The organism is Priestia aryabhattai (genome assembly GCF_023715685.1).
Classification (GTDB): Bacteria; Bacillota; Bacilli; order Bacillales; family Bacillaceae_H; genus Priestia; species Priestia aryabhattai_B.
Genome location: NZ_JAMBOQ010000013.1, coordinates 1 through 26,175 on the forward strand (window position 1 = coordinate 1; position 26,175 = coordinate 26,175).

43 protein-coding genes are annotated in these 26,175 nt (G+C 38.8%); 41 read left to right on the forward strand and 2 right to left on the reverse strand.

What is annotated here, in order from left to right:
• From M3225_RS26570 to M3225_RS26615, 10 genes are all read left to right on the forward strand, one after another.
• A partial coding sequence (locus M3225_RS26570) for an AbrB/MazE/SpoVT family DNA-binding domain-containing protein (RefSeq protein WP_251399972.1) occupies positions 1-293 on the forward strand: 293 nt, incomplete at its 5' end.
• A gap of 694 nt (positions 294-987) precedes the next feature.
• Positions 988-1,941, forward strand: a complete 954-nt coding sequence (locus tag M3225_RS26575; RefSeq protein ID WP_251399975.1) for a helix-turn-helix domain-containing protein — start codon at positions 988-990, stop codon at positions 1,939-1,941.
• A 79-nt stretch (positions 1,942-2,020) separates the two neighbouring features.
• Positions 2,021-2,470 carry a helix-turn-helix domain-containing protein gene (locus M3225_RS26580; protein WP_251399978.1) on the forward strand — a complete coding sequence of 150 codons (450 nt, stop codon included), beginning with the start codon at positions 2,021-2,023 and terminating at the stop codon, positions 2,468-2,470.
• Between the two features lie 66 nt (positions 2,471-2,536).
• Positions 2,537-2,881 (forward strand): DUF7694 domain-containing protein, encoded by a 345-nt coding sequence (locus M3225_RS26585; protein WP_251399982.1) that lies wholly within the window; start codon positions 2,537-2,539, stop codon positions 2,879-2,881.
• Positions 2,882-2,911: 30 nt separating this feature from the next.
• Entirely contained in the window at positions 2,912-4,234 is a 1,323-nt protein-coding gene (locus tag M3225_RS26590; protein ID WP_251399985.1) for a hypothetical protein, read from the forward strand.
• A 178-nt stretch (positions 4,235-4,412) separates the two neighbouring features.
• Entirely contained in the window at positions 4,413-5,225 is an 813-nt protein-coding gene (locus M3225_RS26595; protein WP_251399988.1) for an amidoligase family protein, read from the forward strand.
• A gap of 36 nt (positions 5,226-5,261) precedes the next feature.
• Entirely contained in the window at positions 5,262-5,468 is a 207-nt protein-coding gene (locus M3225_RS26600) for a hypothetical protein (protein ID WP_251399991.1), read from the forward strand.
• 26 nt (positions 5,469-5,494) lie between these two features.
• Positions 5,495-5,809: a DUF3846 domain-containing protein gene (locus M3225_RS26605; protein ID WP_251399993.1), complete on the forward strand. Its 315-nt coding sequence runs from the start codon at positions 5,495-5,497 to the stop codon at positions 5,807-5,809.
• Positions 5,810-5,814: 5 nt separating this feature from the next.
• On the forward strand, positions 5,815-5,994 hold the full coding sequence (locus M3225_RS26610) for a hypothetical protein (protein WP_251399996.1): 180 nt from the start codon (positions 5,815-5,817) through the stop codon (positions 5,992-5,994).
• A 44-nt stretch (positions 5,995-6,038) separates the two neighbouring features.
• Positions 6,039-6,785 carry a RecB family exonuclease gene (locus tag M3225_RS26615; protein ID WP_251399999.1) on the forward strand — a complete coding sequence of 249 codons (747 nt, stop codon included), beginning with the start codon at positions 6,039-6,041 and terminating at the stop codon, positions 6,783-6,785.
• 41 nt (positions 6,786-6,826) lie between these two features.
• Here the strand turns inward: M3225_RS26615 and M3225_RS26620 are convergent, their stop codons facing one another.
• The gene (locus M3225_RS26620; RefSeq protein ID WP_251400004.1) at positions 6,827-7,153 is read right to left on the reverse strand and encodes a helix-turn-helix transcriptional regulator; all 327 of its coding nucleotides are present in this window, start codon (positions 7,151-7,153) and stop codon (positions 6,827-6,829) included.
• A 15-nt stretch (positions 7,154-7,168) separates the two neighbouring features.
• A complete protein-coding gene (locus M3225_RS26625; RefSeq protein WP_251400008.1) occupies positions 7,169-7,702 on the reverse strand; it encodes a hypothetical protein in 534 nt (177 codons plus the stop codon).
• Between the two features lie 399 nt (positions 7,703-8,101).
• Between M3225_RS26625 and M3225_RS26630 the strand changes: the two genes are divergently transcribed.
• The 31 genes from M3225_RS26630 to terL all read left to right on the forward strand — a co-directional run bounded on the left by M3225_RS26630 (position 8,102) and on the right by terL (position 26,147).
• Positions 8,102-8,620 (forward strand): hypothetical protein, encoded by a 519-nt coding sequence (locus tag M3225_RS26630; protein WP_251400011.1) that lies wholly within the window; start codon positions 8,102-8,104, stop codon positions 8,618-8,620.
• Between the two features lie 15 nt (positions 8,621-8,635).
• Complete coding sequence (locus tag M3225_RS26635; protein ID WP_251400015.1) at positions 8,636-9,148, forward strand: gamma-glutamylcyclotransferase family protein; 513 nt, start codon at positions 8,636-8,638, stop codon at positions 9,146-9,148.
• Complete coding sequence (locus M3225_RS26640) at positions 9,138-9,389, forward strand: hypothetical protein (protein WP_251400019.1); 252 nt, start codon at positions 9,138-9,140, stop codon at positions 9,387-9,389. Before M3225_RS26635 ends, M3225_RS26640 begins: the two co-directional genes overlap by 11 nt.
• A gap of 112 nt (positions 9,390-9,501) precedes the next feature.
• Complete coding sequence (locus M3225_RS26645; protein ID WP_251400022.1) at positions 9,502-9,993, forward strand: hypothetical protein; 492 nt, start codon at positions 9,502-9,504, stop codon at positions 9,991-9,993.
• A gap of 236 nt (positions 9,994-10,229) precedes the next feature.
• Entirely contained in the window at positions 10,230-10,781 is a 552-nt protein-coding gene (locus tag M3225_RS26650) for an Ltp family lipoprotein (protein ID WP_251400024.1), read from the forward strand.
• A gap of 249 nt (positions 10,782-11,030) precedes the next feature.
• Complete coding sequence (locus M3225_RS26655) at positions 11,031-11,210, forward strand: hypothetical protein (protein ID WP_251400028.1); 180 nt, start codon at positions 11,031-11,033, stop codon at positions 11,208-11,210.
• A gap of 37 nt (positions 11,211-11,247) precedes the next feature.
• Complete coding sequence (locus M3225_RS26660; protein WP_074683477.1) at positions 11,248-11,520, forward strand: hypothetical protein; 273 nt, start codon at positions 11,248-11,250, stop codon at positions 11,518-11,520.
• A complete protein-coding gene (locus M3225_RS26665) occupies positions 11,520-11,789 on the forward strand; it encodes a hypothetical protein (protein ID WP_251400031.1) in 270 nt (89 codons plus the stop codon). Before M3225_RS26660 ends, M3225_RS26665 begins: the two co-directional genes overlap by 1 nt.
• 953 nt (positions 11,790-12,742) lie before the next feature.
• The gene (locus tag M3225_RS26670) at positions 12,743-12,961 is read left to right on the forward strand and encodes a hypothetical protein (RefSeq protein WP_251400034.1); all 219 of its coding nucleotides are present in this window, start codon (positions 12,743-12,745) and stop codon (positions 12,959-12,961) included.
• The gene (locus M3225_RS26675) at positions 12,958-13,668 is read left to right on the forward strand and encodes an ERF family protein (protein WP_251400037.1); all 711 of its coding nucleotides are present in this window, start codon (positions 12,958-12,960) and stop codon (positions 13,666-13,668) included. Before M3225_RS26670 ends, M3225_RS26675 begins: the two co-directional genes overlap by 4 nt.
• 42 nt (positions 13,669-13,710) lie before the next feature.
• On the forward strand, positions 13,711-13,887 hold the full coding sequence (locus M3225_RS26680) for a hypothetical protein (protein WP_251400040.1): 177 nt from the start codon (positions 13,711-13,713) through the stop codon (positions 13,885-13,887).
• Positions 13,888-13,942: 55 nt separating this feature from the next.
• Positions 13,943-14,329, forward strand: coding sequence for a single-stranded DNA-binding protein (locus M3225_RS26685; RefSeq protein ID WP_251400043.1), 387 nt, complete (start codon positions 13,943-13,945; stop codon positions 14,327-14,329).
• A gap of 11 nt (positions 14,330-14,340) precedes the next feature.
• Positions 14,341-14,739 carry a hypothetical protein gene (locus tag M3225_RS26690; protein ID WP_074683471.1) on the forward strand — a complete coding sequence of 133 codons (399 nt, stop codon included), beginning with the start codon at positions 14,341-14,343 and terminating at the stop codon, positions 14,737-14,739.
• Entirely contained in the window at positions 14,732-15,088 is a 357-nt protein-coding gene (locus tag M3225_RS26695) for an HNH endonuclease (RefSeq protein ID WP_251400046.1), read from the forward strand. The genes M3225_RS26690 and M3225_RS26695 overlap by 8 nt, the downstream gene beginning before the upstream one ends.
• Complete coding sequence (locus M3225_RS26700; RefSeq protein WP_251400049.1) at positions 15,081-15,302, forward strand: helix-turn-helix domain-containing protein; 222 nt, start codon at positions 15,081-15,083, stop codon at positions 15,300-15,302. The genes M3225_RS26695 and M3225_RS26700 overlap by 8 nt, the downstream gene beginning before the upstream one ends.
• 4 nt (positions 15,303-15,306) lie before the next feature.
• Positions 15,307-15,834 carry a hypothetical protein gene (locus M3225_RS26705; RefSeq protein ID WP_251400051.1) on the forward strand — a complete coding sequence of 176 codons (528 nt, stop codon included), beginning with the start codon at positions 15,307-15,309 and terminating at the stop codon, positions 15,832-15,834.
• Positions 15,788-16,645, forward strand: a complete 858-nt coding sequence (locus M3225_RS26710) for an ATP-binding protein (protein WP_251400198.1) — start codon at positions 15,788-15,790, stop codon at positions 16,643-16,645. Before M3225_RS26705 ends, M3225_RS26710 begins: the two co-directional genes overlap by 47 nt.
• Positions 16,645-17,118: a sigma-70 family RNA polymerase sigma factor gene (locus M3225_RS26715; RefSeq protein ID WP_251400053.1), complete on the forward strand. Its 474-nt coding sequence runs from the start codon at positions 16,645-16,647 to the stop codon at positions 17,116-17,118. The genes M3225_RS26710 and M3225_RS26715 overlap by 1 nt, the downstream gene beginning before the upstream one ends.
• The gene (locus M3225_RS26720) at positions 17,115-17,324 is read left to right on the forward strand and encodes a hypothetical protein (protein ID WP_251400056.1); all 210 of its coding nucleotides are present in this window, start codon (positions 17,115-17,117) and stop codon (positions 17,322-17,324) included. Before M3225_RS26715 ends, M3225_RS26720 begins: the two co-directional genes overlap by 4 nt.
• Entirely contained in the window at positions 17,321-17,671 is a 351-nt protein-coding gene (locus tag M3225_RS26725; RefSeq protein WP_251400058.1) for a Holliday junction resolvase, read from the forward strand. Before M3225_RS26720 ends, M3225_RS26725 begins: the two co-directional genes overlap by 4 nt.
• Positions 17,672-17,787: 116 nt before the next feature.
• Positions 17,788-17,988: a hypothetical protein gene (locus tag M3225_RS26730; protein ID WP_251400061.1), complete on the forward strand. Its 201-nt coding sequence runs from the start codon at positions 17,788-17,790 to the stop codon at positions 17,986-17,988.
• Positions 17,989-18,009: 21 nt separating this feature from the next.
• Complete coding sequence (locus M3225_RS26735; protein WP_251400064.1) at positions 18,010-18,372, forward strand: transcriptional regulator; 363 nt, start codon at positions 18,010-18,012, stop codon at positions 18,370-18,372.
• The gene (locus M3225_RS26740) at positions 18,369-18,611 is read left to right on the forward strand and encodes a hypothetical protein (RefSeq protein ID WP_251400067.1); all 243 of its coding nucleotides are present in this window, start codon (positions 18,369-18,371) and stop codon (positions 18,609-18,611) included. Before M3225_RS26735 ends, M3225_RS26740 begins: the two co-directional genes overlap by 4 nt.
• Before the next feature lie 15 nt (positions 18,612-18,626).
• Positions 18,627-19,607 (forward strand): S8 family peptidase, encoded by a 981-nt coding sequence (locus tag M3225_RS26745; protein WP_251400070.1) that lies wholly within the window; start codon positions 18,627-18,629, stop codon positions 19,605-19,607.
• A 147-nt stretch (positions 19,608-19,754) separates the two neighbouring features.
• A complete protein-coding gene (locus M3225_RS26750; protein WP_251400073.1) occupies positions 19,755-20,117 on the forward strand; it encodes a hypothetical protein in 363 nt (120 codons plus the stop codon).
• Positions 20,118-20,373: 256 nt separating this feature from the next.
• Complete coding sequence (locus tag M3225_RS26755) at positions 20,374-21,183, forward strand: ParB N-terminal domain-containing protein (protein WP_251400076.1); 810 nt, start codon at positions 20,374-20,376, stop codon at positions 21,181-21,183.
• Positions 21,184-22,629: a sodium:solute symporter family protein gene (locus tag M3225_RS26760; protein WP_251400079.1), complete on the forward strand. Its 1,446-nt coding sequence runs from the start codon at positions 21,184-21,186 to the stop codon at positions 22,627-22,629. It begins immediately after the preceding gene.
• Positions 22,613-23,830: a DUF3440 domain-containing protein gene (locus M3225_RS26765; protein ID WP_251400082.1), complete on the forward strand. Its 1,218-nt coding sequence runs from the start codon at positions 22,613-22,615 to the stop codon at positions 23,828-23,830. Before M3225_RS26760 ends, M3225_RS26765 begins: the two co-directional genes overlap by 17 nt.
• Entirely contained in the window at positions 23,811-24,326 is a 516-nt protein-coding gene (locus tag M3225_RS26770) for an IbrB-like domain-containing protein (RefSeq protein WP_251400085.1), read from the forward strand. Before M3225_RS26765 ends, M3225_RS26770 begins: the two co-directional genes overlap by 20 nt.
• Positions 24,323-24,823: a hypothetical protein gene (locus tag M3225_RS26775; RefSeq protein ID WP_074683455.1), complete on the forward strand. Its 501-nt coding sequence runs from the start codon at positions 24,323-24,325 to the stop codon at positions 24,821-24,823. Before M3225_RS26770 ends, M3225_RS26775 begins: the two co-directional genes overlap by 4 nt.
• Complete coding sequence (terL, locus tag M3225_RS26780; protein WP_251400100.1) at positions 24,711-26,147, forward strand: phage terminase large subunit; 1,437 nt, start codon at positions 24,711-24,713, stop codon at positions 26,145-26,147. The genes M3225_RS26775 and terL overlap by 113 nt, the downstream gene beginning before the upstream one ends.
• Positions 26,148-26,175 lie beyond the last annotated feature (28 nt).

Genomic DNA, 26,175 nt, shown 5'->3' on the forward strand with positions numbered 1-26,175 from the left:
TGAAATCCACAGGAATGGTTCGAAAAGTAGACCAATTAGGAAGAGTTGTTCTTCCGATTGAATTACGCAGAGCGTTAGATTTGAAGACACAAGATTCATTAGAAATCTATGTAGACGGAGATCGCGTTATCTTCAAGAAGTATGTACCGAGCATGACGTGTCACGTGACTGGTGAAAATTCAGAAAATAATGTGAAATTATTAAATGGAAAACTAGTATTAAGTCCTGATGTGTTACAGGATATTATGGTGGAGTTAGGAAACAAACCTCTTAAAAACTTGCGTAGAAGGTGAGTTTTTGTATAAGTGGATGAAGTTAGTCGAAGAAAATAATTTAAACGATTACATAGGGTCGGTAGTTATGCTGTATAACGTTTACCGAAAGGACGAAGGGTTTACAGACGAACTCTTCACAAATGCTCTTAGAGAAGCAACCAGAGAATCAGAGACACACGACTTCTTCCAAGTACTAATCCAAGAGATAACCAACGGTACGCGTAGTCCTTTCCTCAAAAGCTGACAATTACCTCTAAAATCTTATATTCTATGAAAAGATTTTGTGGTAATATGGAAAAGAACACAGAAAAAAACTAGCTCAACCGACCAAAGCTTTGCTAGTTTCTTTCTACGACTTATTAGAAGCTCTTAAAAATAGAGGTTCGACCACAAGGGAGTAATCTACCCTTTTTAGTCGAAACTATTTCAAAAAAAAGAGGTTCACCCCAAGGGATATCCCTGACTTTTTTTGAGCTTATATACTATTTTATGTTCCCATTATATCGAAAAATAATCGATGGAGCAACAGGAAAAAGATAGATTTATAGACTTTGGTCAAAAAAATGCAAAAAAATAAGGAAGTATCTATTCCCGTAGACACTTCCAATGGGTAAACCATTATTATCAAAATGATAAGCTTTACATTACAATTACATAGTTTATCAGAAAATGATGGTTTCTCCAATAGAAAAATCTAGGAGGAACTAAAAAAATGGATTCAGTACTACAAATGAGAGGCACAATCTATGAAGATGGTTATGGATTGATTGCTCAAAAAGTAATGAGAGATAAAACTTTACCAAAACAATCAAAATTAATTTATGCGTATATGTGTAGTTTTGCAAGTGTAGGAGCAAACGGAGATCGCGTAGCATTTCCTAGTGTAAGTCTTCAATGTAATGAACTAGGTATGACTGAGGACACTTACTATAAGTGGAGAAAACCATTAGAAGAAAAAGGTTATTTAACGATTGAAAAGACTGAAAGAAAAAAAGGACAGTTTCAGAGAAATCTATACTATATAGAAGCTGTTCCAGTACCTAAACCAGTAGAACCTGAACCAGTAGAAGAAAATGTTTTATCTGATGAACAGGTACAACAAATAGAGGAAAGTATACCGTACCCTAAAAATTCGGGTGAGGTTTCACCATACCCTAATTCTTCGTGTACGGAAAACTCGTGCACGGAAAATCAGGGTACTAACATTAATAACTCTAACAGTAATAGCTTAAACATTAATAATAATAATAAAAACCAAACCATACCTAACCCATATAGTGAATTAAATGAATTAAACCTACCTATCATTGTAAGTAGAAAAATAAAAGAAAACATGGTTAGGATTGGTCAGGATTCTATAAAACTATCTGACATAGAAATACATTTTAATACGTGTCAAAAAGTAAGTGATACAAATTCAGAAGATATGATAAATCAATATGAGTATGCTGATATACTAGATAACCTTTTACAAAAAGCTAGTTCTCCAATTCGTAGCATAAAAGCACTAATGAATTCGTGGATTAATACGTATATAGGTTTTAAACAAACGGACAAGCTAGACCAATTCTATAACTGGCTTGACGGAGAGGAAGAACCCCAACAAGTGGAGTTTCAACCTATAGACTTTAGACATACTATTTCAGATAATGACCTGCCTTATTAAGTAGTTTAGACAGCTCGGGAGGGTTTTATACTTCCTTACCTACAAAACTATCTTAAACGTGAATCTGGAGGGTTTAGAAATGGGAACGAAACTAACTAGCAAACAAGTTCAAACAATAAAAGAGTTATATGTAAAAGGCAAAACGTATTCCGAAATTAAAGAAGCTCTAAATCTACAACTTTCTAATACGACGATTGTGAAATATACCCGAGGTTTAGAAAGGGAACATCCGAGCCAGTTAAGCGAGGAACAAATTCAAGTCGTCCGAAGAATGTATAAAAAGGGTAGAACCTATGAGGAAATACGAGAAATCACGAATGCTTCTGTTCGTACGATTTTGAAATATACAAAAGGCATAAAAAGGACGGGCAAACGAAAGTATACGTATAATCCGCCTGTCTTTAAACGAAATTGTGACCACTGTGGAAAGTATTACGAGAGTCATAGGAGAAGATATTGCTCAGAGGAATGCTATTACGAAGTGAATAAAGAGAATGCTATGAAGAGAAGTCAAGCACTTAGACAATAATTCGGGAGGGGTTTATACCTTCCCTTTATATAAAACTACCTTACACGAAAAATAGGAGGTTGAAGCGTGAGAGATTTAAGCCATTTGGATCCTTTTCGCATTCCACTAATGGGCGATATGGGCGATTCCACAAACGGAGCGTTTCGTCTGAAAATCAAAGGGGAGACGTATACTGTCATTGCTTCTGATGGAGGAGGGTGGGAGCATGTTTCCATTGCTCATAAACACAAAATTCCTTCATGGAAAACGATGTGTGAATTAAAAGACCTGTTCTTTGGAGAAGAGGAAGTGGTCATGCAGTTACACCCGAAGAAATCTGAATATGTAAATAATCACGAAAATTGTCTGCACCTATGGAGACCTACGAGAGAAGTTATTCCAATCCCACCAAGACATATGGTTGGTATCTAAAAATAGAACCGAAGCGGAGGTTTAGTTTCAGTGGCCATTGACGTAGAAAAGTTATTTTATAGTGATGTCAAAGATAAGAAACGCCAAAAAGCAGAGATTCAGCAAATAAAAGGACTAGGAAGAAGACGAAGAAGAAACGTCACCACTCCTTATGATTATTTATCAACTACAGAAAAGCGAAAGCTAAACGGAAAGGTTATGAGATATTCTATGTACCAATCACTAATGACACTAGACGAATTAAGACGCAACCCTGATTATATGCAAACGATGATTGTAGAAAAGTGGAGAGAAGTTCACACAAACGACGCCATTTCAGATGCGCTCGGTATAGGAAAAAAAGCATTTTATGATTTGCTTGAAGAACTAAATGTGAAAAAGAAACCTAGAGGGGGAGCTACTAGAGGAGAGGGAAGAAAACCTGTTCCTGTTGATGGAATCCCAACCTATGAAGAATTTGAAACCCTAGACGAAGAAGGCAAAAAAGAAATGATTGTCATGCTACGAAACGAATTTAAAACCGAAGATATTAAAAAAGCTTGGGGAATGAGTACAGGAGGGTTTTATGCAGTGCTTAATAAATTAGGTGTAGAAACGAGTACCCGAAATCATAAAAAGCCTGTTGAAGTGAACATGGCTGCTCAACTTGGAGATATGGATTTATTACCTTATAAAAAATTCCGTAGTTTGCCTGAGATACAGCAAGCAGAACTATTTGACGAATATGTACGACGCTATTCAACAGTTAAAGATTTAGCAGACGCCTGGGGAGTTGCAATTGGCACAATTTACGGATTCAGTGGGAAGTTGAAAAAGATTGAATATACACCTACCCCAAAAGAAGAAATTTTAAAAGCAAAGAAACCTAGTGAAGAAGAAGTCATGAATGTAGAAGCTTCTCCCGAAGAAGAAGTAAAACAACTAGCCCTAGAAGCAGTAGAATCTGGTGTCTCAAAAGAAAAGTTCACTGAATTCTTAGAATCCAAACGAGAAGAACTAACAGAGGAACCACAAGTAGAACAAATCGAACAAGTAGAAGAAGAAAGTTCTCCATCCCCGACAATGGCAGAGCAAATGAAACAACTGCTTGATCAACTTACTAAACAGCAAGAAACAATTGATAAGCAAGCACAACAAATCGCAAGGTTATATCATACAGAACGAGTAGATATGGTTGCCCCGACACAACCAGCTACAGTAGAGCCAACCCCGACAGAAGGCTTTGCAATGAAGTATGAAAAAACAACCGAAGGCTTTATGGCTCATGTAGATGTCAAACGCTTCATTTCGATGTTAGAGAAGAATCCCGATACCTTTAAGGTGAATATCTCTATTACACGTATCGAAGCCTAAGAAACAACCTATACCAAAATTCCCTTACACCCTTCATATTTTTTTACCAATAATTACGTCCTAAAATTTTACATCGATGTATTGTATGTACGTCACGTACGTGATATATTTATTCATGTAAGAAACGTAAATAAAAACGTAAACGTAAACGTAAACACAATATGGAGGGAAAAACAACATGGCAACTTTCACAAACGTAGAGGTAGTAAGAACAGATAAAAAAATCGGTGTAGAAATTGAGTTCTTCGGAGCAACTAGAGAAGAAGTCGCTGAAAAAATTAAAGAAAAAGGATTAAAAATTAAAGTAGAAGGTTGGTCAAATCGTAAATCTTTTAAAGGGGAATGGAAGCTAACAACTGACGCTTCTGTAACTTCAACAGGAACTGGTGCAGGACGTGGTCTTGAAATCGTATCTCCACCTTTAACAATCGATGAAATGCAACGTCAACTGCAATTAGTATGTGAAGCACTAAATGAAGTGAATGCACAAGTAGATAGAACATGTGGCGTACACGTTCACCACGAAATCGATGACCTTGCTTTAGAAGATATTAAAAACATCTACCGTATTTATAAAAAACATAATACAGTGATTGACGAGTTCATGCCGAAATCACGTAGAGCTGATTCAATCTATAATCGCTACTGTGGTGGTTTAACAGATTTAGATATGCAACGTGTTGAGAGAGCTGAAAGCATTGCTGAGCTAGGATATGGAGAGCGTTATCGTACTTTAAACTTCCAGTCTTACGTAAAATACGGAACTATCGAATTTCGTCAGCATAGCGGAACAACTGAATTTGAGAAGATTTTTAACTGGATCTTAATTACTCAAATGATGGTGGCATCGGCAAAGAAAAAGAAAACAATCAAACCACTTGCTCCAAGTGCAAATCCTACAATGGCATTTAATAAAGAAATCGGTATCTATAACACAGTTCAAGGTGTTTGGGTACGTGACAGAAAGAAAGCATTAAAGAAAGTAGCTTAATGGGAGGGAGTTTTTCCTCCTAGAAAGGAGAACAATATGAGTTATCAATACGGTACAGAACCAAAAGAAGTGATTAATGGATTATTAGCGATTCAATGGAATCGATATGAGTATGAAGATTTTCTCATCATCTTAAAAAATAGATTACGAAAATACACAGGGAAAGATGAAGTCATGTTCTTTTCAGAAGAAGAACTGGTGGATATGTTACATGAATTAAATATGGTGTCCTTCTATAGCTAGAGGGACGAATTTCGGGGGTTACGGATATGTTGAAGGTTATTATAGTTGAGCCAAATAAAATGCCATACGTGGGAGAAATCGGCGATGGATTGTATTGTATGAGAAAAATTGTGGGTGGATATATCGAATGCGTCAATTTGGGTATAGGATTAACTCTAGTATGTAATGAAGAAGGCAAGCTGAATGGATTACCTCCAAACCGTATTGTCGGTGGGGATGTGATTGCAGGAACTTTCTTTCTCACGAAAAGGGATGCTAATACAGGGGATTTTGTTGACCTGTCAGAACTTGAAATCGAAATGCTAATGGGCGATTTTTGCGAATTCGTTATAGGGAGGTAATACGAATGGACAAAGCTACTTGGGATACAATCCGCTTTTTTATAGGTGATGAAATGGATAAGTTTTTCGAGGAAAAGAAAGTTAGTATAGATAGCTTTTCAATTATCCTTGAGCAAAAGGAATTAAACGAGCTGTATTTCAAGATTAAGGAACGAGTAGAACAGCAATTCAATATAGAAGAGTGACATTGATGTAAATGTTTACGTAAACATAGAAGGAGGAGGAACGTATGCTACCAGTACCGTATTTGAGTATTTCACAGATTAATAAGTATTTAACGTGTCCGAAGCAGTATGAATTCCGATACGTTCAAAAGATACCTGAGAGCAAAGGGAGCCCGCTTGTCGTGGGTTCTTCTTTTCATAAGGTTATAGAGGAAAGCAACCGTCAAAAACTCGATACAGGGGAAATTCTGAGCGATGAAGAAATGAAAGACATCTATGATAGCTACTGGAAGAAAAACGTTCATGATATTGATTGGAAAGATGACGAAAACCCTGACGAGGAAAAGGAACGTGGATTTATTCTTGCTAAAGCCTATCTAAATGACGATATCGGGAAATCATTAAACCCTGCGGGATTTGAAGCTAAGTTTGATGTGGAAGTAGAAGGCATTCCGTTTCGTGGGTTTATTGACATCATAGAAGAGGATGGACATATACGCGATCTCAAGACCTCGAAAAAAACACCCGCTGCGGATGTAGCCGAACAGAGTCTGCAGTTAGCAGGATATAGCTATGCTTACAGATACTTAACCGGCAATTACGAAGCGGGATGTAGTTTAGACTATGCGGTTTCCCTAAAGACTGGACCTAAGATTGTAAGAAGGGAAACGGAAATAACAGATTATCGAATGGATAGATTTAAGGATACGTTTTATAATGTGGCAAATGCGATTGATAAGGAGATTTATTATCGGAATGAGGGTACAGCGTGTAGTTGGTGTTCGTTTCGTGATATTTGTAAGGGAGAATAAGCCAAAAAGACCTGTAGCGTGGAACTACAGGTCTTGTCTAATTAATAAATAGTAACTAAAGGCTTGTTCCCCCGTTTAGCCTTTTTTTGGAGTGCCTCAGCCACTTCCTCATTGCTGATGTCTAGGATGCGGAACAGTTTTTGGTATGTGTGCATTGTCACATTACTGCTACCACCCTCTACTCTTGAAATGGTTTTTTGGGACACGTCAGCCATAGAAGCAAGCTCGTCTTGGGATAGACCCTTGCTCATACGTTTTGCTGATACGAGATTGCCAAAGATAGCTGACATACTATCAAATAGAATCTCGTTTAACTCAGGATATTTCTCTTTAATAAAGTCGCGTCCTATTTTTTTAAAGTTACCCATGTGAAATCACTCTCCTTAATTAGAGTCTTCGTCCACAACAAAATGTTCACGATACTGATTAAAATCTCTTATGACTTCTAAATACACTCGATATGCTCTGTCCCTGAAAAAGTTAGTTGGGTCATCATCTTTTATAGCCCGTATAACATGTATAACCTCTTTCCCAGTTAGGACATCTATACCCTCATGAATTCCCTCTTTCTCATCTTTCTCCTCTTTCTCAAAAGGATCAACAAGACAATAAAATAATTGACCTGTTTCTGGATGATGTTTCGGGAAGAAGGTAACACGGAAATGCCAATCGAATCGCCTTACGCTTAGGCGTAACTCATAAATGGGACTCTTGCCTAGCGCTTTGACAGCTTTAGGATTCAGTCTGTAAATCCTACCTTCAATTGGGTCAGTTTCTAACTCGAACGAAATGAAATTATCCTTTCCAAAGGCAGGCAGTGAAGATTTCGGAACTTGCTCTAGTTTTTCGATGGCTTTTAGGATAAATCCTGTTTTAATGGCAGAGGTTAATGAACCTTCTGCTTCTAAGTCTGACATATAGTCATCCATGCCAATTTTACCGTCAAAGTACGGTAGTGAGATTACCTCTGCTATTATATTTACCATTTATCATATCATATATGCCTTAAATTGTGAAAAAAATTAAGTCATACATGACGTTTACCCCCCTTTAATGCGATAATAACGCCTTTTACGTCTTGTATAAATTTTATAACAAAAGTTGAAAGAAGTGGTAAAAAAAACTATCCTTTTTGAAAAGTATCTTTTTCAGTTAGATAAAAAGTCATAAAACAGGAGGAAATACTTACATGTTTACGTAACGTACGTGACGTGATATTATTAAGAAGTAGTAAGAAACACAACGTAAACAGAAACGTAAACGTAAACTAAGAAAGGAGGTGACCACCTCCGAATACAAACTAGGAGGAAATGACGATGGAAAAATGTTGTTCAATGTGTAAAGAAGTAAAAGAGGTAACGGAATTTCATAAGGACGCTCGTAAAACAGACGGTTTACGCTCTAACTGTAAATCATGTGTATCAGCATATCAAAAAGCAAGATACGCTCGTAAACGTGAAGCTGAACTGTTACTTGCTGAAGAAGAAGACATGATGAACATGTTCCGAGCAGAAGCGCAAATCAGTGAGCCAGTACTTGAAGAAACAATCCAAATGAGCCAAGAGGTTGCACAGCTTCTTGAAGAAGTAAAAACCTACACAATGCAAGATAAGCCAGTTGTAAAAGCGATTGAGCTACGTAAAGCCATCCAAAAACGAATCGGTAAAATTGCAAAGAACGTGAAGAAAGTTTTCGCAGAAGAAGAAGTGCTTCACTTTGAAGATAAAGCAATGAAAGATGTATTCGGAGTGGATTGGAAGCCTAGTCGTCATGGTTACATCGTATTAGATATGAAGCAAGCCATTGAATTTACAGAACAGCATTTAAGCAACTAAGGAGGAACAGACAGCATGAAGAACAGCATACCTACAATCAAGATGTTAGGAAAGACCATGTATTTATATTGGTGCTATGGAAGTAACTTAAATCAGGAACAAATGAGCAAACGTTGCCCCGATGCGATACCTCTAGAACGTGCGGAGCTTCCATCACACAAGCTTCTTTTTCGTGGGAATAGTAGAGGATTCGGAGTAGCTACAGTTGAACGAGATAATGGATCTTCTATTCCAGGCGCTTTGTGGGCCATAAGTGAAAGAGACATGAAAACCTTAGACCGCTATGAAGGATACCCAAGATTATATACAAGGGGAACGATTCGGGTTGTGAATGAGGATGGACAGATTTTGGATGCTATGACCTACTGGATGCACCAAAGCTATCCAAAGGCTATGCCAAGCAATGATTACATCACGACTATTTATAACGGATATATGGATTTTGGTTTAGATGCAAGACGACTTCATTCTTTTTATCAAAAACACATTGATGAATTACTATCGGAGGAACTAGAATATGGACTTTAAGAAGTGGCTGCAAACATTAGTTGAGGAAAAAGGATTATCGTATGAGTGCTTTACCGTCAAGCATGAAGAGTTTATACATTTTATTGAAATGGATTATTTGATTGATTTTCTATCAGGATTAGATAAAGAAATGCAAGATACGATTAAGACAACGTTAGTCAAAATTGACTTTATGAATGGCGATGTTATGCACTTTCTTGACCATTGTGCGACTGGTTATATTCAAGTGGTGTACCAGTAAACGAAGGCTCCAATTACCAGTAGACTTTGTAACGTACGTGACGTAATATAGTAAATGTAAACAACAACGTTTACGTAAACATAAACTAAAAACACATCGGAGGAATAACATCATGAAAAAAGGATTAAAAGCACTATTTGTTTTAGGAACTATTTTTATCAGTTTTATCGTAATAATGAGCGCTATGTTTTCGGGGTCAGATGATACAAAAGCAAGTGAAACAACAGCAGTAAGCGACACATCATCATACCGTACAGAAATCGCAAGCCAAAGCGCACAGATGACAGATATTTTCACTACTCTTTCTACACAAATGAGCAACTATAGCAATACAACAGAATGGAAAGTAGATACAGCAGTAGCTATTCAAGAATTAAGAGATTTAGTTGATCAAGCAAACAGCATTAAAAACGTACCTGCTGAATATAAAGAGGTTCATGAAAAGTATATGCAAGCAATGGAACAATACGAAATCGTAGCAGACCAATTACCAACAGCGATTGATAATCTAGATGCAAATCAAATCAATATATTATCAGCAAACATGCTACAAGGTAATGAGTATCTAACACAGGCTACACAAGAAATGAAAAACGTAAAATAAAACGCAAACGTAAATATAAACCTACCGTATAATAGGATTTTTTACCAAGAAAATTATTTTAGGAATAAAAAGTTACATTACGAGCTTTGATTCTATCATTTGGAAATTAACAGGTTCGTACGTCACATAGATGTGATACATTATTAAACGTTGTAAAAAATATATATAAAGCTAAACTCTCGAATTCAAAATAGAGAAAGTCGAGATAAGCAAAAAAAATAGGGGGAAACATCATCATGGCAAAAATCAAAAAGGCAAAAAAACCATTCTATAAAAGAGTTTGGGTATGGGTATTAGGAGTTATCATCGTTGCGGCAATTGCAAGCGGTGGTGAGGAAGATACAGCAACAGAATCAACAGCAACTGAAGAAAAAGCCGTTACAGAAAAAGCAGATACAAAGACAGAAGCAACGAAAGAAGAAGAACCGAAGGTAGAAGCAGTAACAGAAGAACCAGCGCAAGAGGAACCAGTACAAGAAGAACCGGCGAAACCTGAAGTAAGTCTTTCACAGCAAAACGCAATTTCAAAAGCTGAAGATTATCTTGCCTTTACCGCATTTTCTCATTCAGGACTTATCGAGCAATTGACGTTTGACGGATTCAGTAAGGAAGAAGCAACATTCGCAGTTGATAACATTACTGTTGATTGGAAAGAACAAGCAGTTAAAAAAGGTCAAGCCTATCTTGACATGACTTCATTTTCAAGAAGTGGATTAATCGAGCAATTAACATTTGACGGATTCAGTAATGAAGAAGCGACACACGCAGTTGATACACTCGGATTGTAATAAATAAAAGTAAAGACAGCATAAGCAGTAAAATAATAAAGTGAGGGGATTTTTCCCCTCCATTTTTATAGGAGGACTTAAAAATGAGTAAAGAAGCATATATGGTCTTATCTCTTTTATTTGTACCAGTCATTATAGCGGCATTCATTATTAAAGGAGTATCTTTTAAAAAATAATGCAGTAAGATAGGTACAGTTCTCCATGTATTGAAAAGGTACGTAACGTACATTATACTAAGGAGGTAAATAAATGAGTATTGGAGCTGTTCGAGTTATGGCTGAACCAAAAGTGCGAATCCTTGCTGATGTAAGCGTGGAGACGAAACAAAAACTAGAAGAAGTTGTACATGCTATGGGCATTACGAAAAAACATTTCTTTGATACAGTAATTGAAGAACATCATAAAAAATACGTGCGTAACGAAAAGTAATCGTTGCGCTTTTTTTGTACATAAGGAGGATTACAACATGGTTTATTTAATGGATTTAGAACGCTCAATTTATTCGGGAATGGTTACATATTGGAAGGCGAATAAAAGTGGCTATACGACGAATCTTCAACGTGCAGGGTTATATCCTCCCGAAGAAGCAAAGGAGATCGCGGAGAATGATTTTGATAAACGAACAGTGATTGTTGATGAAGAAGTAGTGAAAAGAATACGAGGGGATTTACGAGGCGCTTTAACAACAAAATCCGTACTGAATGATTTTGAAGCCCTAAATAAAAGGGAGGATGAATAATGAGCATTCATAAAATTGATAGGTCTGTTCTGATAGAAGAAAAAGCAATGAGACACCGAAAAGATGAACTTTATAAGCTCGTTAATGAAATAATGGAACAACATGACCTTGAGACATTGATGATTGCTACACTAAGCAAGATAGCTTTTATAGACTACATGCTTGGGCTTGATGTGATGGAAAACCATCGTCTCAACAGTATGATTAATGTTGTTAATAGCAATCGTGGTACTAATCATCAATTAACTGATTTCTATATCCGTTTCTAATGTATCTTATGTAGTGGTATAAATACTAACTTATCAATATGATAATTAAGGTTTACACCTTTACTCTTAGTGACGACAAATTAGGAATTATTCTACAAGGTATGTAATAGCTGTAACCTAAATATCGAAGTAGTTATAACTAAGTAACAAGAGAAGACAGGAAAAAGGGTCACTTCCGCCGATGAAGTAACCCTTTGATTCCTAGTCGATTGAAAAACTCTTTTCCGATAAAAGGACAGATAGTAGAGTGAGTGTTTCCGCACCGCACTCAATAGTAAGAACTTCATATATACATCTATAAACATAAAAGGAGAAAGGAAAAAGCATGGCAACTTTTTCTTGATAATCTGATTCCCTCGTACATGTAAACGTAAACGTGTACTTTTTTGCTCCAAGAAAAAAACCTACGAATAAACGTAGGCTTCTTTCCTGTATATGTGATTGCGTTTGAAAGGAAGAAGAAACATCTTGGTGTGTAGATGCTTCGACAAAGGTACTGTATGTAACCATCGTTTTATAAGTAAAGTTGCTTAGGGGAACTTACTTACAATTAGATTTTACCCTCGGGAATAAAGTTGCAAACCTCTTTTTTTAAAAAATGAAGCCACAACTTACCAACGGTTTTGTGGAGAGTTTCTTGCTCCGAACTATTTACGTCACGTACGTAAAATGATAATATATAAATATAGAAACGAGGTAAGACAAGAAACTCGGAACTGTTTAGTGTATAATATGTGTACGTTTACGTAAACATTGATATAAATGTTTATCGAAACGATAAATAAACACTACAATAACAGTGATGAGAGAGATTTAGACAAAAAGAAAGACAAGCCCCGTATAAGGCTTGCCCCTAGCAAAAACGTAAACGTAAATATAAACCCAACATGGAGGGTTCATCAATAACGTTATTGTACACGATGAATTCTCCTGAATCAAGGAGGAAAATGAAATTGGCAAATTTAGATAGATTTTCGCAACCATTAGCAGGTGAAACGTATTTTGAAGAACCGCAACCAACTTGTCAGTGTGAGGAATGTAAACAAGATTTATATGAAGGTGACTGGCATTATGAAGCAGGGGATATGACGTTTTGCTCAAAGGACTGTTTCATCGAGTGGGCGACAGTTGAGTTTGATGGAAGAAGTCGTATTCTGGAGGGAAAAGAATGACTGCTTTAAATGTAAATCAATCAAAAGCTACGTTATATCAAAAGATTGCTAAAGTCATGGGAAAGGTGGAGCGTGTACCTAAAAACGGGTACAACAGCTTCCACAAATATAAATATGTACAGGAAAGCGACCTAGTAGACCATGTACGTAAATTCATGGTAGAAGATGGACTCGTTCTGTTTAATAACGTGCGAGAGTACGAAGTAAATGGCGAAATTGCGATTGCTACGATTGAGTTTACTTTATGCTGTACCGATACAGGGGAATCAGTGACAAGTACGGTAGTAGCAGAAGGACAGGATAAGGGAGATAAAAAGTTCTATAAAGCAATGGCAGGCGCTACGAAATATTATCTCATGAAAACCTTCCTTATACCGACAGGGGATGACCCCGAAGCGGATATACAAACCGACCAACGAGCATATGGAAATCAGCAACAACCATTTAATAATAACAATCAGTCATCAGGAAATAACCGTTCAGCCAGTGGTGGAAAACCGATTACGGATAAGCAACTGGAACTGATTAAACAACGTATAAATGAAATCACAGGACTGGTTGATCAAGAAGAAGATGCGATTGTCGATTCTTTAAAAGAGCGTGTAGGAGAGTTTGCTCAACTAAAAGATATGACATCTTTCCAAGCAAGCAAATGTATCGAGAATCTAACCAAATGGAAACAGAGCTATCAAAACCGAATTCAGTAGGAGGGAGAAATCTCTCTTTTTTTTGTCTAAAGGAGGGCTTCCATGTTTAACCAAGAGGGATTAAAAAAGATTCTTCATTCATGTGAAGACAAAGATAAAGAATTGGACTATCTCATCGGAAAATACGAAAAAAGGCTAATAGACCTACGAAAGTCTAAGGAAGAAGTACTGGAAACGATTACAGAATGTCGGAAGTTGTTGAACGAAACAGATTGCTAACATATAGAAACTTTATTTAGCAATATGCTAAGATTAAAAAGGGGGATTAAACAATATGGCAATAATCACAGTTTGCGGAAATGTAGGAAATGCAGAGTTTAGATACAGCCCAAATGGACATCCTGTCCTGACCGTATCCATTGCGGATAAACGTTGGAATTTTAAAGATGAAAAAGAGGAAACATATTGGATTCGAGCAGTTTGGTTTGGCGAACGAGCTGAAAAGCTTGCGAATTCGATTCCAAAAGCCAAAGTAATCTCTGTTACTGGAAAGGAAGCCTACAAAATTTATGAAGGCAAAATTGACCGTAGCATAGACCCACTAGACCATACCATTTTGCAATTTAAAGCAAATGATGATACCTCACCTAGAAACGACACCAATCAACAGCAGGAAGAATCTTATCCACCACCATCTGATAAAGACATTCCCTTCTTATAGGAGGGTTAAACATGTCTAACTCTACAACGAAGCTAGACCAACTCTACAACAAAGCAAATACATACAACGAAGACATACCCTCAGACCTTGCGAAAAAAATAGTTGTCTATACCGAAATCCTTCGGGTTCTCGGTGTTTATATCGCTCATGCTACGTATAAGCTCGGACAGATAGAAGCTGACCGAAGGCGAGAATATGCCATTGCTATTGTACGTGAGGGTGGAACCTCTAAAGAAAAAGAAGGCAAAGCAGAACTTCGTATTACTAAGTATCGAAAAATGGAATACCAAGCGGAAGCCGATTTGATTAAATGGAAAAATGCCTATGACAGCACGAAAGAACTCATAAATGCCTTAAAGAAACAGCTTGAAGTCCTTTTGCTTGAGTGGGGAGGAAACGGAAATGGATGATTATGATTTATATTTTCGACCTGTACCAAAACCAAATCACCAAAGAAGGAAAAAGAAGCTCAAAAATATACCTAAACCGATTCGTACTTTTGTAAAAGAGCGAGATCATCAACAATGTGTGGTTTGTGGCCACAGAAAAAGTCTGCAATTGCACCATCTGATTCCAAAGGGTAGATATGACGAGCGTTTATATAACTTAGACCATGTTCATGACCCGAGAAACCTTGCAACCGTATGTAGTACATGCCATAGAAAAATACATGATGACCCAAGCATGATGGAACGAATGTTGGAATGGCAAAAAAACCGATTCGGAAGAGTGAGAAAGGAGTTTGATTTAGATGAATGATGTAATTATCGCTCAGAACTTAATTGTTTTGATGGCTAAGAAAAACATCCGTACGATTCTTGAATTGCAAGAGCGCACCGGCGTATCCCGCGTAACATTAGGAAAAATCATAAATGGAAAAACCGAAAACGTTTCTCTTTCTACACTAGTTCGTATCTGTAAAGGATTAGATTGTGATGTGTCTGACCTTGTGAAAATAAAGGTGGTTGTATAAAACCATGCAAGGATGGATTAAATTACACAGGCAGATACTTGAAGCGGATATTTTTAAGGAAAAGCGTGTCTACAGTAAAGCCGAAGCATGGATTGACTTATTGCTTCGGGCTAATCACAAGGATGAGAGAATCCTGTTTAATTCTAATTTCATCACGATTAAAAGAGGTCAACATTTAACCAGTATGAAGAAATTATCCGAGCGTTGGAAGTGGAGCAGAACGAAAGTACAAAAATTCCTAACTTTATTAGAAGAAGACGGAATGTGTACCGCAAAAAAGACATCAAAATATACCCTTCTAACCCTTGATAATTATGACTTTTATCAAAGCCGAGAACATGAAAAAGACATCAAAAAAACATCAGAAAAACATCAGAAAGACATCAAAAAAGCACAAACAAGAATGTTTAAGAATGATTTAAGAATGGGGGAAGAATTATTTAATGCCCCCACTTTGATACGAGGAGGTAAATACGGTGAAGAGCATGAGGAAAGCAATCAACCATTTACCAATTTCGAATTCTTCAAATAAAGATGAAAAGCCTGAACCGATTCCTTGTAATATCTGCGGGGAAGATAGACCCCAATTGTTTATCGACATTCCGTTAATCGGTGAACGTTGGGTGTCAGCTGCGTGTCAATGTCATGTAGAGGAACAGGAACAATGGAAACAGGATCAGCAACAGCTTGAAAAGAATCGGAAAATCAAAAAGATTCTACGTTTGTCTAGTAGCATGGAAGAACTGCAGTCCTACACATGGGACAACATTAAAGTTCGCCCAGGGATGGAAAGCGCCTATAAGGAAGTCAAAGAAGCCGTTGCTAATTTTAAAGAGCGGGGAAAAATAGGTGTGCTCTTATTCGGACAGAGTGGAAACGGTAAAAGCCATTTAACCGCCGCAGGTGCGAATGACCTGTTAAAACAAGGCTATTCTGTTATTTTTCTGACGGAAAAAGATTTACTATCCCGCTTCCGAGAAACAGACCATTACGACAATGAAGAACGTTTCTTTGAAATCATGAATGCTTGTTTAGAAGCGGATTTATTGGTATGGGATGATTTACTTTCCTCTCAAAAGCTAGACAAGAAAGAGAAAGACTGGATTTTTCAAGTGATTAACGGAAGGGAACGAGCGAATAAGCCTATTTGGTTTACCAGTAACCTAACCGCTTCCGAATTTAAAAGCAGTAAGTATGCCAAAGTGCTTGATGATAAAGAACGAACATGGTGGAGGATTATCGGGAATAACAATTGCGTTTATAATCGGGCTTCTAATTATCGACAGCTATTAGCCATTAGCCGAATTGAAGGCATTCCGATTGAGAAGCTAGAGGATGTCTAATGTCTCAAAAGGACAACCTTGAGAATCATATCCCAATGGTTCAATCCATTGTAAACAGTTTTTATATTCCGAATGGATTAGACCGAGACGATTTGGTTCAGGCGGGCTTGATAGGGATATGGAAAGCCTCCAAAACGTATAAGCCGAATAAAAACACCAAGTTTTCTACGTATGCGTATGTAGCAGCTCGGAACGAAATTCTTCACCTGTTACGAAAGCAATCAAGATTAAAGCCTGAACAGAACCGCTTGCTTGAACGTCATGCCGAGACGTATGAGATTGAGCAAGGAGTGATTGACCGTTTTATTAAAGAGGACTTGGAAGAGGAAGAAGAAACGCTCATTCAACTTCTCTATCAGGGATATACTCAGCGGGAGATCGCCAAGGTATTAGGTTTAACACAACCGAGTGTATGCCAACGGATAAGACGTTTACGAATAAAAGGACAGAGAAAGTGGGGAGAAATAACATGAATATTAACGAAGGTATCCGCAAAGCTGAAATAAGAAGAGCAAATCGATTGATTGGCATAAAATACGCAGAAGCTCAGCACAAATCACAAATTAAAGGGGATCAGTTCGCTATTTTCCATTTAGGACAAGCCCTTGCATTTGAGGAAGCTATCCGTATTATCAAAATGATTTTTCATGATGAAATGCGTGGGGAGGATTGGGAGTGAACTTTATCATTCAAGGCACATTGCCAACCATGAATGAGATTATCGACGCTAGTAAATCCCATTGGAGCGTCTACCGAAAGATGAAAGAAGACTATACGAATCTCGTAGCTTGGTCATGCAAGCGATTAAGACCAGTAGAACGTGTTAATATCCTGATCACTTGGTACATGAAAGACAAACGACAAGATAAAGACAATATCATGGCCGGCACAAAATTCATTCTTGATGGATTAGTGGAAGCTCGTATTTTAAAAAACGATGGATGGAAAGAGATAGGGGACATTCATCATTCGTTTCGAGTAGATAAAAAGAAGCCTAGAGTCCATGTTCAATTAATCGAGCTATAGGGGGGATGTACGTGGAGCAGTATGCCTTTGCAAAAGGATGCTTCATTGGAATCTTGCTATCTCTCTTATTTTGGGGAGTCATTGTAGGTACATGTTTAATGTGAGGGGGAAAGAGGATGTTTTTAAAACGAGTAGTAGTTATGGCAAGTTTACTTTCCATCAGCATTTTATTAGCAGCGTGTGAAGAAAAGAAGATTACGTATCAAGAAACGAAAATGACGGTCAGTGAAGCTGAAGAACGAATTGCTGACCAGTTAGAAGTGGAGAATCCTGATGACGATCTGGAAGTATCCATCAGCGAAGAATCTGACGATTAAGCCAAAGGGGGTACGTGTGCCTTGCCAACTGTAAAAGAACGACTGAGCGGGGGAACCTTCAAACATGTTGAGGGAGAGCTCTATCATTTTCACGAAACCAAAAAAGAGTTACAACAAATTAAAAACGAGATTCTACATACAAAAGCCGACCTACCGAATGTGCAACGTGTTCAGCATTTGGAACGAGTGATTGAAGCCATTTCAACCGTTTATGATGAATTGCCAAAAGAAAAGAAGCGGTTAGTCAAGATTCTCTATTGGTCACGACCACAGAAATACAATTGGGAAGGCATTGCAAGCCAAGTACCGATTAGTAAAAGACAAGCCCAACGGTGGCGAAAATCCATTGTAGAGGACATTGCGAATAGGTTGGGTTGGCGATGACTAGAGAAGCGATGTATTACGATACCAACAAAGGGAAGCCTTACATCGTCTTTGAAGATAAGAATCTCGATTTTACCCAAAAGGAAGTGCGAATCTTTGACAGGCTTATCGAACGAGGTTTTAGCATTCCCGAAATAGCAAGACGTATAAGACGAAACCGCTTAGAGGTTCTTCTTCTCTATTTAGATCGTGTAGATAAGGAGATCGTTGACCCTGTTTATAAATTAACCAAATCCTGAAAGGTGGAAACCACTATGTCATGTAATAACGAAATCGAATTACGTCCATTTTTAGTTCATCAAGTATCTGCGGAAAAGAATGAAATACCTGACGGAGTACAGATGATTGAAGCCCCTGAGTTTTGGAAAGAATCCGACCAAGGAAAAGGAACGGTTGTAGCGATATTAGATACAGGCATTTCACGTAACCATCCTGACTTAAAAGACCAGATTATCGGAGGAAAGAATTTCACAACCGATTACAAAGGCGATGAAACGAATTTTGAAGATAACAATGGACATGGTTCTCATGTAGCAGGAACGATTGCCGCTGTTTTAAATAATGGTGGGGTAGTAGGTGTCGCACCCTCTACGAAACTCTTAATCTTAAAAGTTTTAACAGGTGAAGGTAGCGGAAATTATGATTGGATTATTAATGCAATTAAGTATGCCGCGGATTGGAAAGGACCAAATGGGGAAACTGTCTCTGTTATGAATATGTCATTAGGTGGACCGCAGGACGTAAAAGAATTACATGAAGCGATTAAGTATGCGGTAAACGAAAAGAACATTCCGATTGTGTGCGCAGCTGGTAATGAAGGCGACGATGATATGACTACGTATGAATATGATTATCCTGCAAGCTATAACGAAGTCATTTCTGTAGGAGCGGTGGATACAAACTATCGTATAGCTCCGTTTAGTAACATAAACGAAGAAGTGGATCTCGTAGCCCCCGGTGTAGATATTCAGAGTACGTATTTAGGAAGCCAATATGCAAAACTATCAGGTACGAGTATGGCTAGTCCGCACGTAGCAGGAGCCTTAGCCCTTGTAAAAGTAATGGGAGAGCGAGAGTTTGGAAGAAAGCTAACCGAATCAGAATTATATGCGCAACTTATCAAACGTACTGTACCGCTTGAATATACCCGACAAGCTGTAGGAAATGGACTCATTCAACTGAAATACATGGATAAATACCGAGAGCTCGTTAAATTCATCCAAGCGAATTTTTAGGAGGGAATGACATGTATTCTACCTATTACCTGTTACGACACGAGAATGGACAGGAGATTAGGACAAAGAGTAGATTACGAGTACTTTTGTTAAAATTAAAGGGGTTTAGACTAACAGGGACGCATAATGCGTAAAACAGGAGGAACTATGAAAGAGCGAATCAAAGAAGCGGTTATGAAAGTGATGAATGAAAAAACAGGTGTGAGTTTCGTAGAGTTCGAGTGGGAGCTTGAAAGACAAGAGATTCCGTATAAGGGTACGTATTCAGTCTGTATACCGACCAACCCAAATGTGAAGATGTGGTCGAATATGTCCGAGGATTATGCAGAGGCCGTAAAAGAATTAATCTTTGATGATAGAGTGATTAAACCCGAACAAGCACCACTCATGGTTTATTTGATGGATGGGAGAGCGCTTAGTTATCCATTAGCTAAAAAACTAGGATACCAATATCAGTCTGAACGATGGCTACCTGTCGTGTTCAATAAGGGAAATATATTCGAGTTATAAAAGATGTCGCTTTTAGTACGTACGTCAATTGTATAATGAGAGTGTATTAGGTTTATCGGAGAAGCCTAATGTATTTGCTATCTGTCCAACCCACATGGACTCCTTTAATGTTGATTTACTGTTGCGTATGGCTTTTCCTCTATTCCCACCTGAATAGGTAAAGTGAGAGGAAGGCATACACCCCCGAAAGAACCATTTGGGTGAGCCCCTCGGCTTGCTCAGTGGTTCTTTTATTTATATCGAGAGGAGCAAGACAATGGAGATTAAACAACTGAACATGCAGGAAATGAATTTAGATTCGATTGATACCGCTCATTATAACCCTAGAAAGGATTTACGCCCAGGGGACGTAGCTTATGACCGTTTAAAGGCTTCTATTCTTACATACGGTTATATAGACCCGATGATTTACAATGAGCGTACAGGACGATTAGTAGGCGGACATCAACGCTTAAAGATTTTACGTGACTTAGGTATAGAGAAAGCACAAGTATCTGTAGTGGATCTGGATGAGCCACAAGAGAAAGCATTAAACGTGACACTGAATAAAGTACAAGGTGAATTTGAAACGACAGCTCTAGCTGAAGTATTGCAGGAATTAGAACGGGAACAATTTGATTTAGATAACTTAGGATTCGACCAACGTGAATTTGATGACCTTGTGTATCAGTTAGAAATGGAACAGCAACGAAGCGGTAGTTTCTTAAACGATATTATACAAAGTGATACGGAAGTGAACGAGATTGATAATACCGATAATACGGGTATTAACAGTAGGGAGCCGCTACCTTTTGAGCCTGATGAAGACGTAAACGTAAACAGAAACGTAGACGAAGGTGAACATGACGTATACCCGAGTTATACAAATCCAAGCTCTGAGCCTGAAATCGAAGAATACGACAAAGAGGATGCCGAGCAATATTTCAAAATGACATTCCCTGTCACGTTTGATGAAAGGGACATTATCCTTGAAGCCATCCGACGAGCGAAGAAAGATTTTCAGCTATCAACTAGTTCCGAAGCTCTTTTACGAATCTGTAATAAGTATTTAGGGGGAGCGAAGTAAATGGAATTGTTTACGCAAAGGGAAGGGATTCTGCTTATCGTCATATATGCCGTCATCATTTACCTTGCGACATTTCTATTTGCACGAGGTCATACCCGCTCGAAAGAAGGATTCTTAGTTGGAGATAGAGGGATTGGTTCATGGCAAGGGAGTTTTAGTATCGCCGCTAGTTGGATATGGGCGCCCGCTTTATTTCTAGGAGCGCAAAAGGCATATGAGCAAGGAATAGCGGGTGTGTTTTGGTTCGTAGCCCCGAATGTAGGGTGTCTGATTCTCTTCTCTTTTTTCGCAGTACGAATAAGAGCCAAGATGCCCGAAGGTTTCACGTTATCGGGGTTTATGAGGGAAACATATTCAAAACGTGTGCAACGCTTATATATCGTACAGCTCGTAGGTCTAAGCACATGTTCCTTTGCGGTTCAGCTTTTAGCAGGTGGAAGTATCATTTCAGCTTTAACAGGATTGCCTTTCATTTGGGTAACGATTCTCATGGCCATGATTGCTCTAGGGTATTCCCTTACAAGCGGATTGAAAGGTTCAGTCGTAGCGGATTATGTACAGATGGGGTTAATCCTTCTTATAGGTTTTACGTTAATCCCTTGGGTAGTGGTGAAAGCGGGAGGATGGCATACCATTCAATATGGATTGGGTGGCATAAGCGGTCAGTATAGTAGCTTATTTGGTGCAGGAGGAACAGAAGTCTTTCTCACATTTGGATTATCTACCACTATTGGCTTACTATCTGGACCCTTTGGAGATCAGGCGTTTTGGCAACGTGCTTTCTCTCTAGAACAAAGAAGCATTAAAAAGACATTCATACGTGGAGCGGTGATATTCGCAACCGTACCGCTGATGATGAGTTTACTTGGCTTTGTGGTTGCAGGAAATGGAATCATGGTTGAAGATACGCAGCTCACCAATTTACAAGCGGTTATCACGTATCTACCGCAATGGACAGCCGTTCCTTTCACTATCATGATTCTATGCGGATTAGTCAGTACCTTAGATAGTTGTTTATCAGCGGTCTCTAGCATTGCAGGACACGATTTGTTTTCAGATAGCAAAAAGCCCAACAGTTTAGAAAATGGCTTACTTATCTCACGAATTGCGATGTTATTGCTATGTGCTACCGCTTTAATCATAGCGAATCTACCACACATGCAAATACTTTACTTATTTTTATTTTATGGAACGATACGAGCCACAACGTTATTGCCTACTGTCATTACGTTACTAAAACCGAATGTAGCTGAAAAGGGAGTATTTTACGGTATCATCGCTTCTTTTCTAGTCGGGCTTCCTATTTTCGCTTACGGTAACTTCGGACACCATACAGTATGGATTGTCATAGGCTCACTGGCTTCTGTTTTACTATCGGGTGTATTTACCCTATTACTACCAAAAGACGTAAAGGGGGAGGATGTACAGCATGTCAAAAGTTTATAAAGCCAAGCAATTAAATAAAGACGTATTGACCCTTGCAAAAGAACGAATCTATAAAGCCTTTGAAATCTTTGACCATGTATGTGTCAGTTTCTCGGGAGGAAAAGATTCAACGGTTTGTCTCATGCTCACATACGAGATCGCCAAGGAATTAGGTAGACTACCGCTTGATGTAGTCTTTTACGATGAAGAAGCCATTCCCTATGAAACGGAGGAATATGCCCGTCGTGTCTCGCAAATGGAGGGGATTAGCTTCCGCTGGTTTTGTCTGCCGGTCGTGCATCGTAACGCTTGTTCCCGAAAACAACCATACTGGAATCCTTGGAATCCAAAAGAGGAAGACAAGTGGGTAAGACCGCTACCTCCTGAAGCTATCACGTATAAAGACATACCAAACTATAAGGTGCTTCCTATCCCGCAGTTAAACGGTATGCTGTTCCCGCCTAGTGAATATGGTTCGACAGGTTTAGTGATGGGGATTAGAGCGCAGGAGAGTTTAAGCCGAAGACGAGCGGTGTCGATGAAAATAAAAGAGAATTACATTTCCCCTTCTACTGGTGAAACAGACAAAGGGAACGTGTGGAAAGTCTATCCGATTTATGACTGGTACACAGAGGATGTATGGACAGCTCCTAAAAAGTTTGGATGGGATTATAACAAAGCCTATGACGTTATGGAAAAAGCGGGCATTAAACACAATCAGCAACGGTGTGCTCCACCATACGGAGAAGAACCGCTCGGAGGATTGTATTTATTTAAAACGTGTTTCCCTGATATTTGGGACAAGATGAGCGAACGAGTTCCAGGCGCAAATACCGCTTCTATGTATGCCCGAACAGAATTGTATTCCTTCGGAAAAAAAGCGGTACGACCTGAAGGCATGACGTGGGAGGAAGCCATTAACTACTACATCAAGAAGTTTGATGACAATTCCCAAAAGATGATAGCGAAACGTATTCAAGATGAAATCAAGCTGCACTACAAAAAGACGAAAGACCCGATACTCGATACAACCCCTCACTATGATACAGGTTTATCGTGGGATTTCCTGCTCATGCTTGCTCAACGTGGGGATTTTAAGGGACGTCGAAGCCCTTTGCATAAAGTGGACTATGAAAACCGTCATAAAGCAAAAGAGAAGTATTACAAAGCCCTTGAGGAAAAATTAAAGGAGGACCCGAACTATGCCAAACGGAATCGATAATCAACCTTTAAATAAAATTGAGTGGGTAGATAGAGAAAGGCTACATGCGAATGGGTACAACCCGAACCATGTTTCTCCAAAGGAAATGCGTTTATTAAAGATTAGCATTCTAGAAGATGGGTGGACACAGCCTATCGTAGCGAGAACAGACGGTGAAATTGTGGATGGCTTCCATCGTTGGACAACCAGTAGCGATAAAGAAGTAAGTGCGATGACAGGTGGAAAAGTACCTGTTGTTTATTTAGACGTACCACTGGAACATCAAATGATGTCTACGATTCGTCATAACCGAGCAAGAGGAAATCATGGTGTATTGAAGATGGCGGATATTGTTTGTCACTTAGTTGATAATGAGAAGCTTTCCTTTGAAGAAGTAGGGAAACGTCTGCAAATGGAAGAGGAAGAAGTAGACCGCTTATACGACCAGTCAGGAATGTTGGTTCGAGGATCCAAAGAAGGTTTCAACACAGGATGGGTTCCTAGTGATGATGTATGAAAGAAACACTGAAACATAAAGAAGCCTTTGAATATTACTACTCTCTAGGAGAAAAGCGCACCTATCAAAAGGTAGCTGACCATTTTAATACGAGTAAGACTACTGTTTATAAATGGTCTACGAATTTTGGATGGCTAGAGCGTGTTGCGCAGCGGGATATCGATGTAGCCAAAAGGTTAGAAAAGAAAACCACTACTACGGTTGCAGATGAAAAAGCCCGCTATCGCACGATTATCAAAGGAGCGATTGCTGATTTTGCCAAGCGATTGCAAGATAAAGAGATTGTCGTAGATTCCGTTTTGGATTTAGAACGATTAGTTAAGTTAGATTTGTTACTCATGGGTGAACCGAATGAACGAGTGGAAGAGAAAGGGGAGACAAAACATGAGTACAACATCATACAACAAATCGAAACAGACAGTGAATCTAGAGAGCTTTTTAAAGAACTTTACAGACGACGTATGGAACAAGACCGTCAACTCCCTCGCTCGGACTGATTACGGATTTTATGTACAGCATGTTCACCGAGGGGTTTATGTTCCTGCAAGACATACAGACTTAATATGCAAAAAGCTAGAAGCGGTTGAGCGGGGTGAATGTACCCGCTTAATTTTATGTTTACCTCCACGACATTCAAAATCCATGACCGTATCCGAAACCTTTCCTTCATGGTTTATAGGCAAGAACCCACATAGACGAGTGATTCAAGTTTCGTATGGGGATAGTCTTGCTCAACGTTTTGGGAGAGAAAATAAAAAGAAAATCAATGAATATGGCAAAGAGATATTCGATATTGGAATAGACCGTATGAATGCTAGTAATACCAACTTCGGTATTGATGGATATAGAGGCGGGATGATTTCCGCAGGGGTTCAGTCTTCCGTAACAGGGGAAGGTGCAGACTTACTTGTAGTCGATGACCCTATCAAAAACAGAACCGAAGCCTTATCTCCTGCTTATAAGAATCGCTTATGGAATGAGTGGCAAAATACACTCTTAACCCGATTACATCCAGGGGGAGCGGTTATTATCATTTTAACTCGGTGGTCAGAAGATGATTTAGTCGGACGATTGCTAGAAGAAGAAGGGGAAAAGTGGGATGTTATCTCCCTTCCTGCTGAAGCCGAAGATGATGATGATTTACTTGGACGCAAAATAGGTGAGCCTTTATGGCCTGAACGTGGCTATGATGAACAATGGCTTGCGGAAAAGAAAAAAGAAGTAGGTTCCCAAACGTGGGCTTCTCTTTACCAACAGCGACCTAGTCCTGAAAGTGGGAACATTATTAACCGCTCATGGTGGAAATATTACAAAGCTCCTCCTGCTCAATTTGAAGAAATCATACAGTCTTGGGATTGTAGTTTTAAAGATATGAGTACCAGTGATTATGTAGTTGGTACGGTATGGGGAAGAGTAGGAGCAAACCGCTATTTACTAGACATGGTACGTGACAAAATGGGTATCGTCGCAACTATGCAAGCGATACGGAACATGACCGCTAAATACCCTGATGCGCAAACTAAGTTAGTGGAAGATAAAGCTAATGGTACAGCGGTCATCGAAATGTTGAAAAACGAGATCGCAGGAATTGTTCCGTATTCGCCTAAGGAATCCAAAGTTGCTCGCTTGCAAGCTGTATCGCCACAGATGGAAGCGGGGAATATTTGGATACCTGACCCTAGTATTGCCCCTTGGGTACACGATTATGTAGAAGAAATTACAGCCTTTCCAAATGGGAAGCACGATGATGTTGTAGATTCGACTTCTATGGCACTCCTACGCTTCATGCAAGCTCAACCGTTATTTATCGGTAGAGCCTAAACTCTCATAGTACATGTAAGAAAGAAGG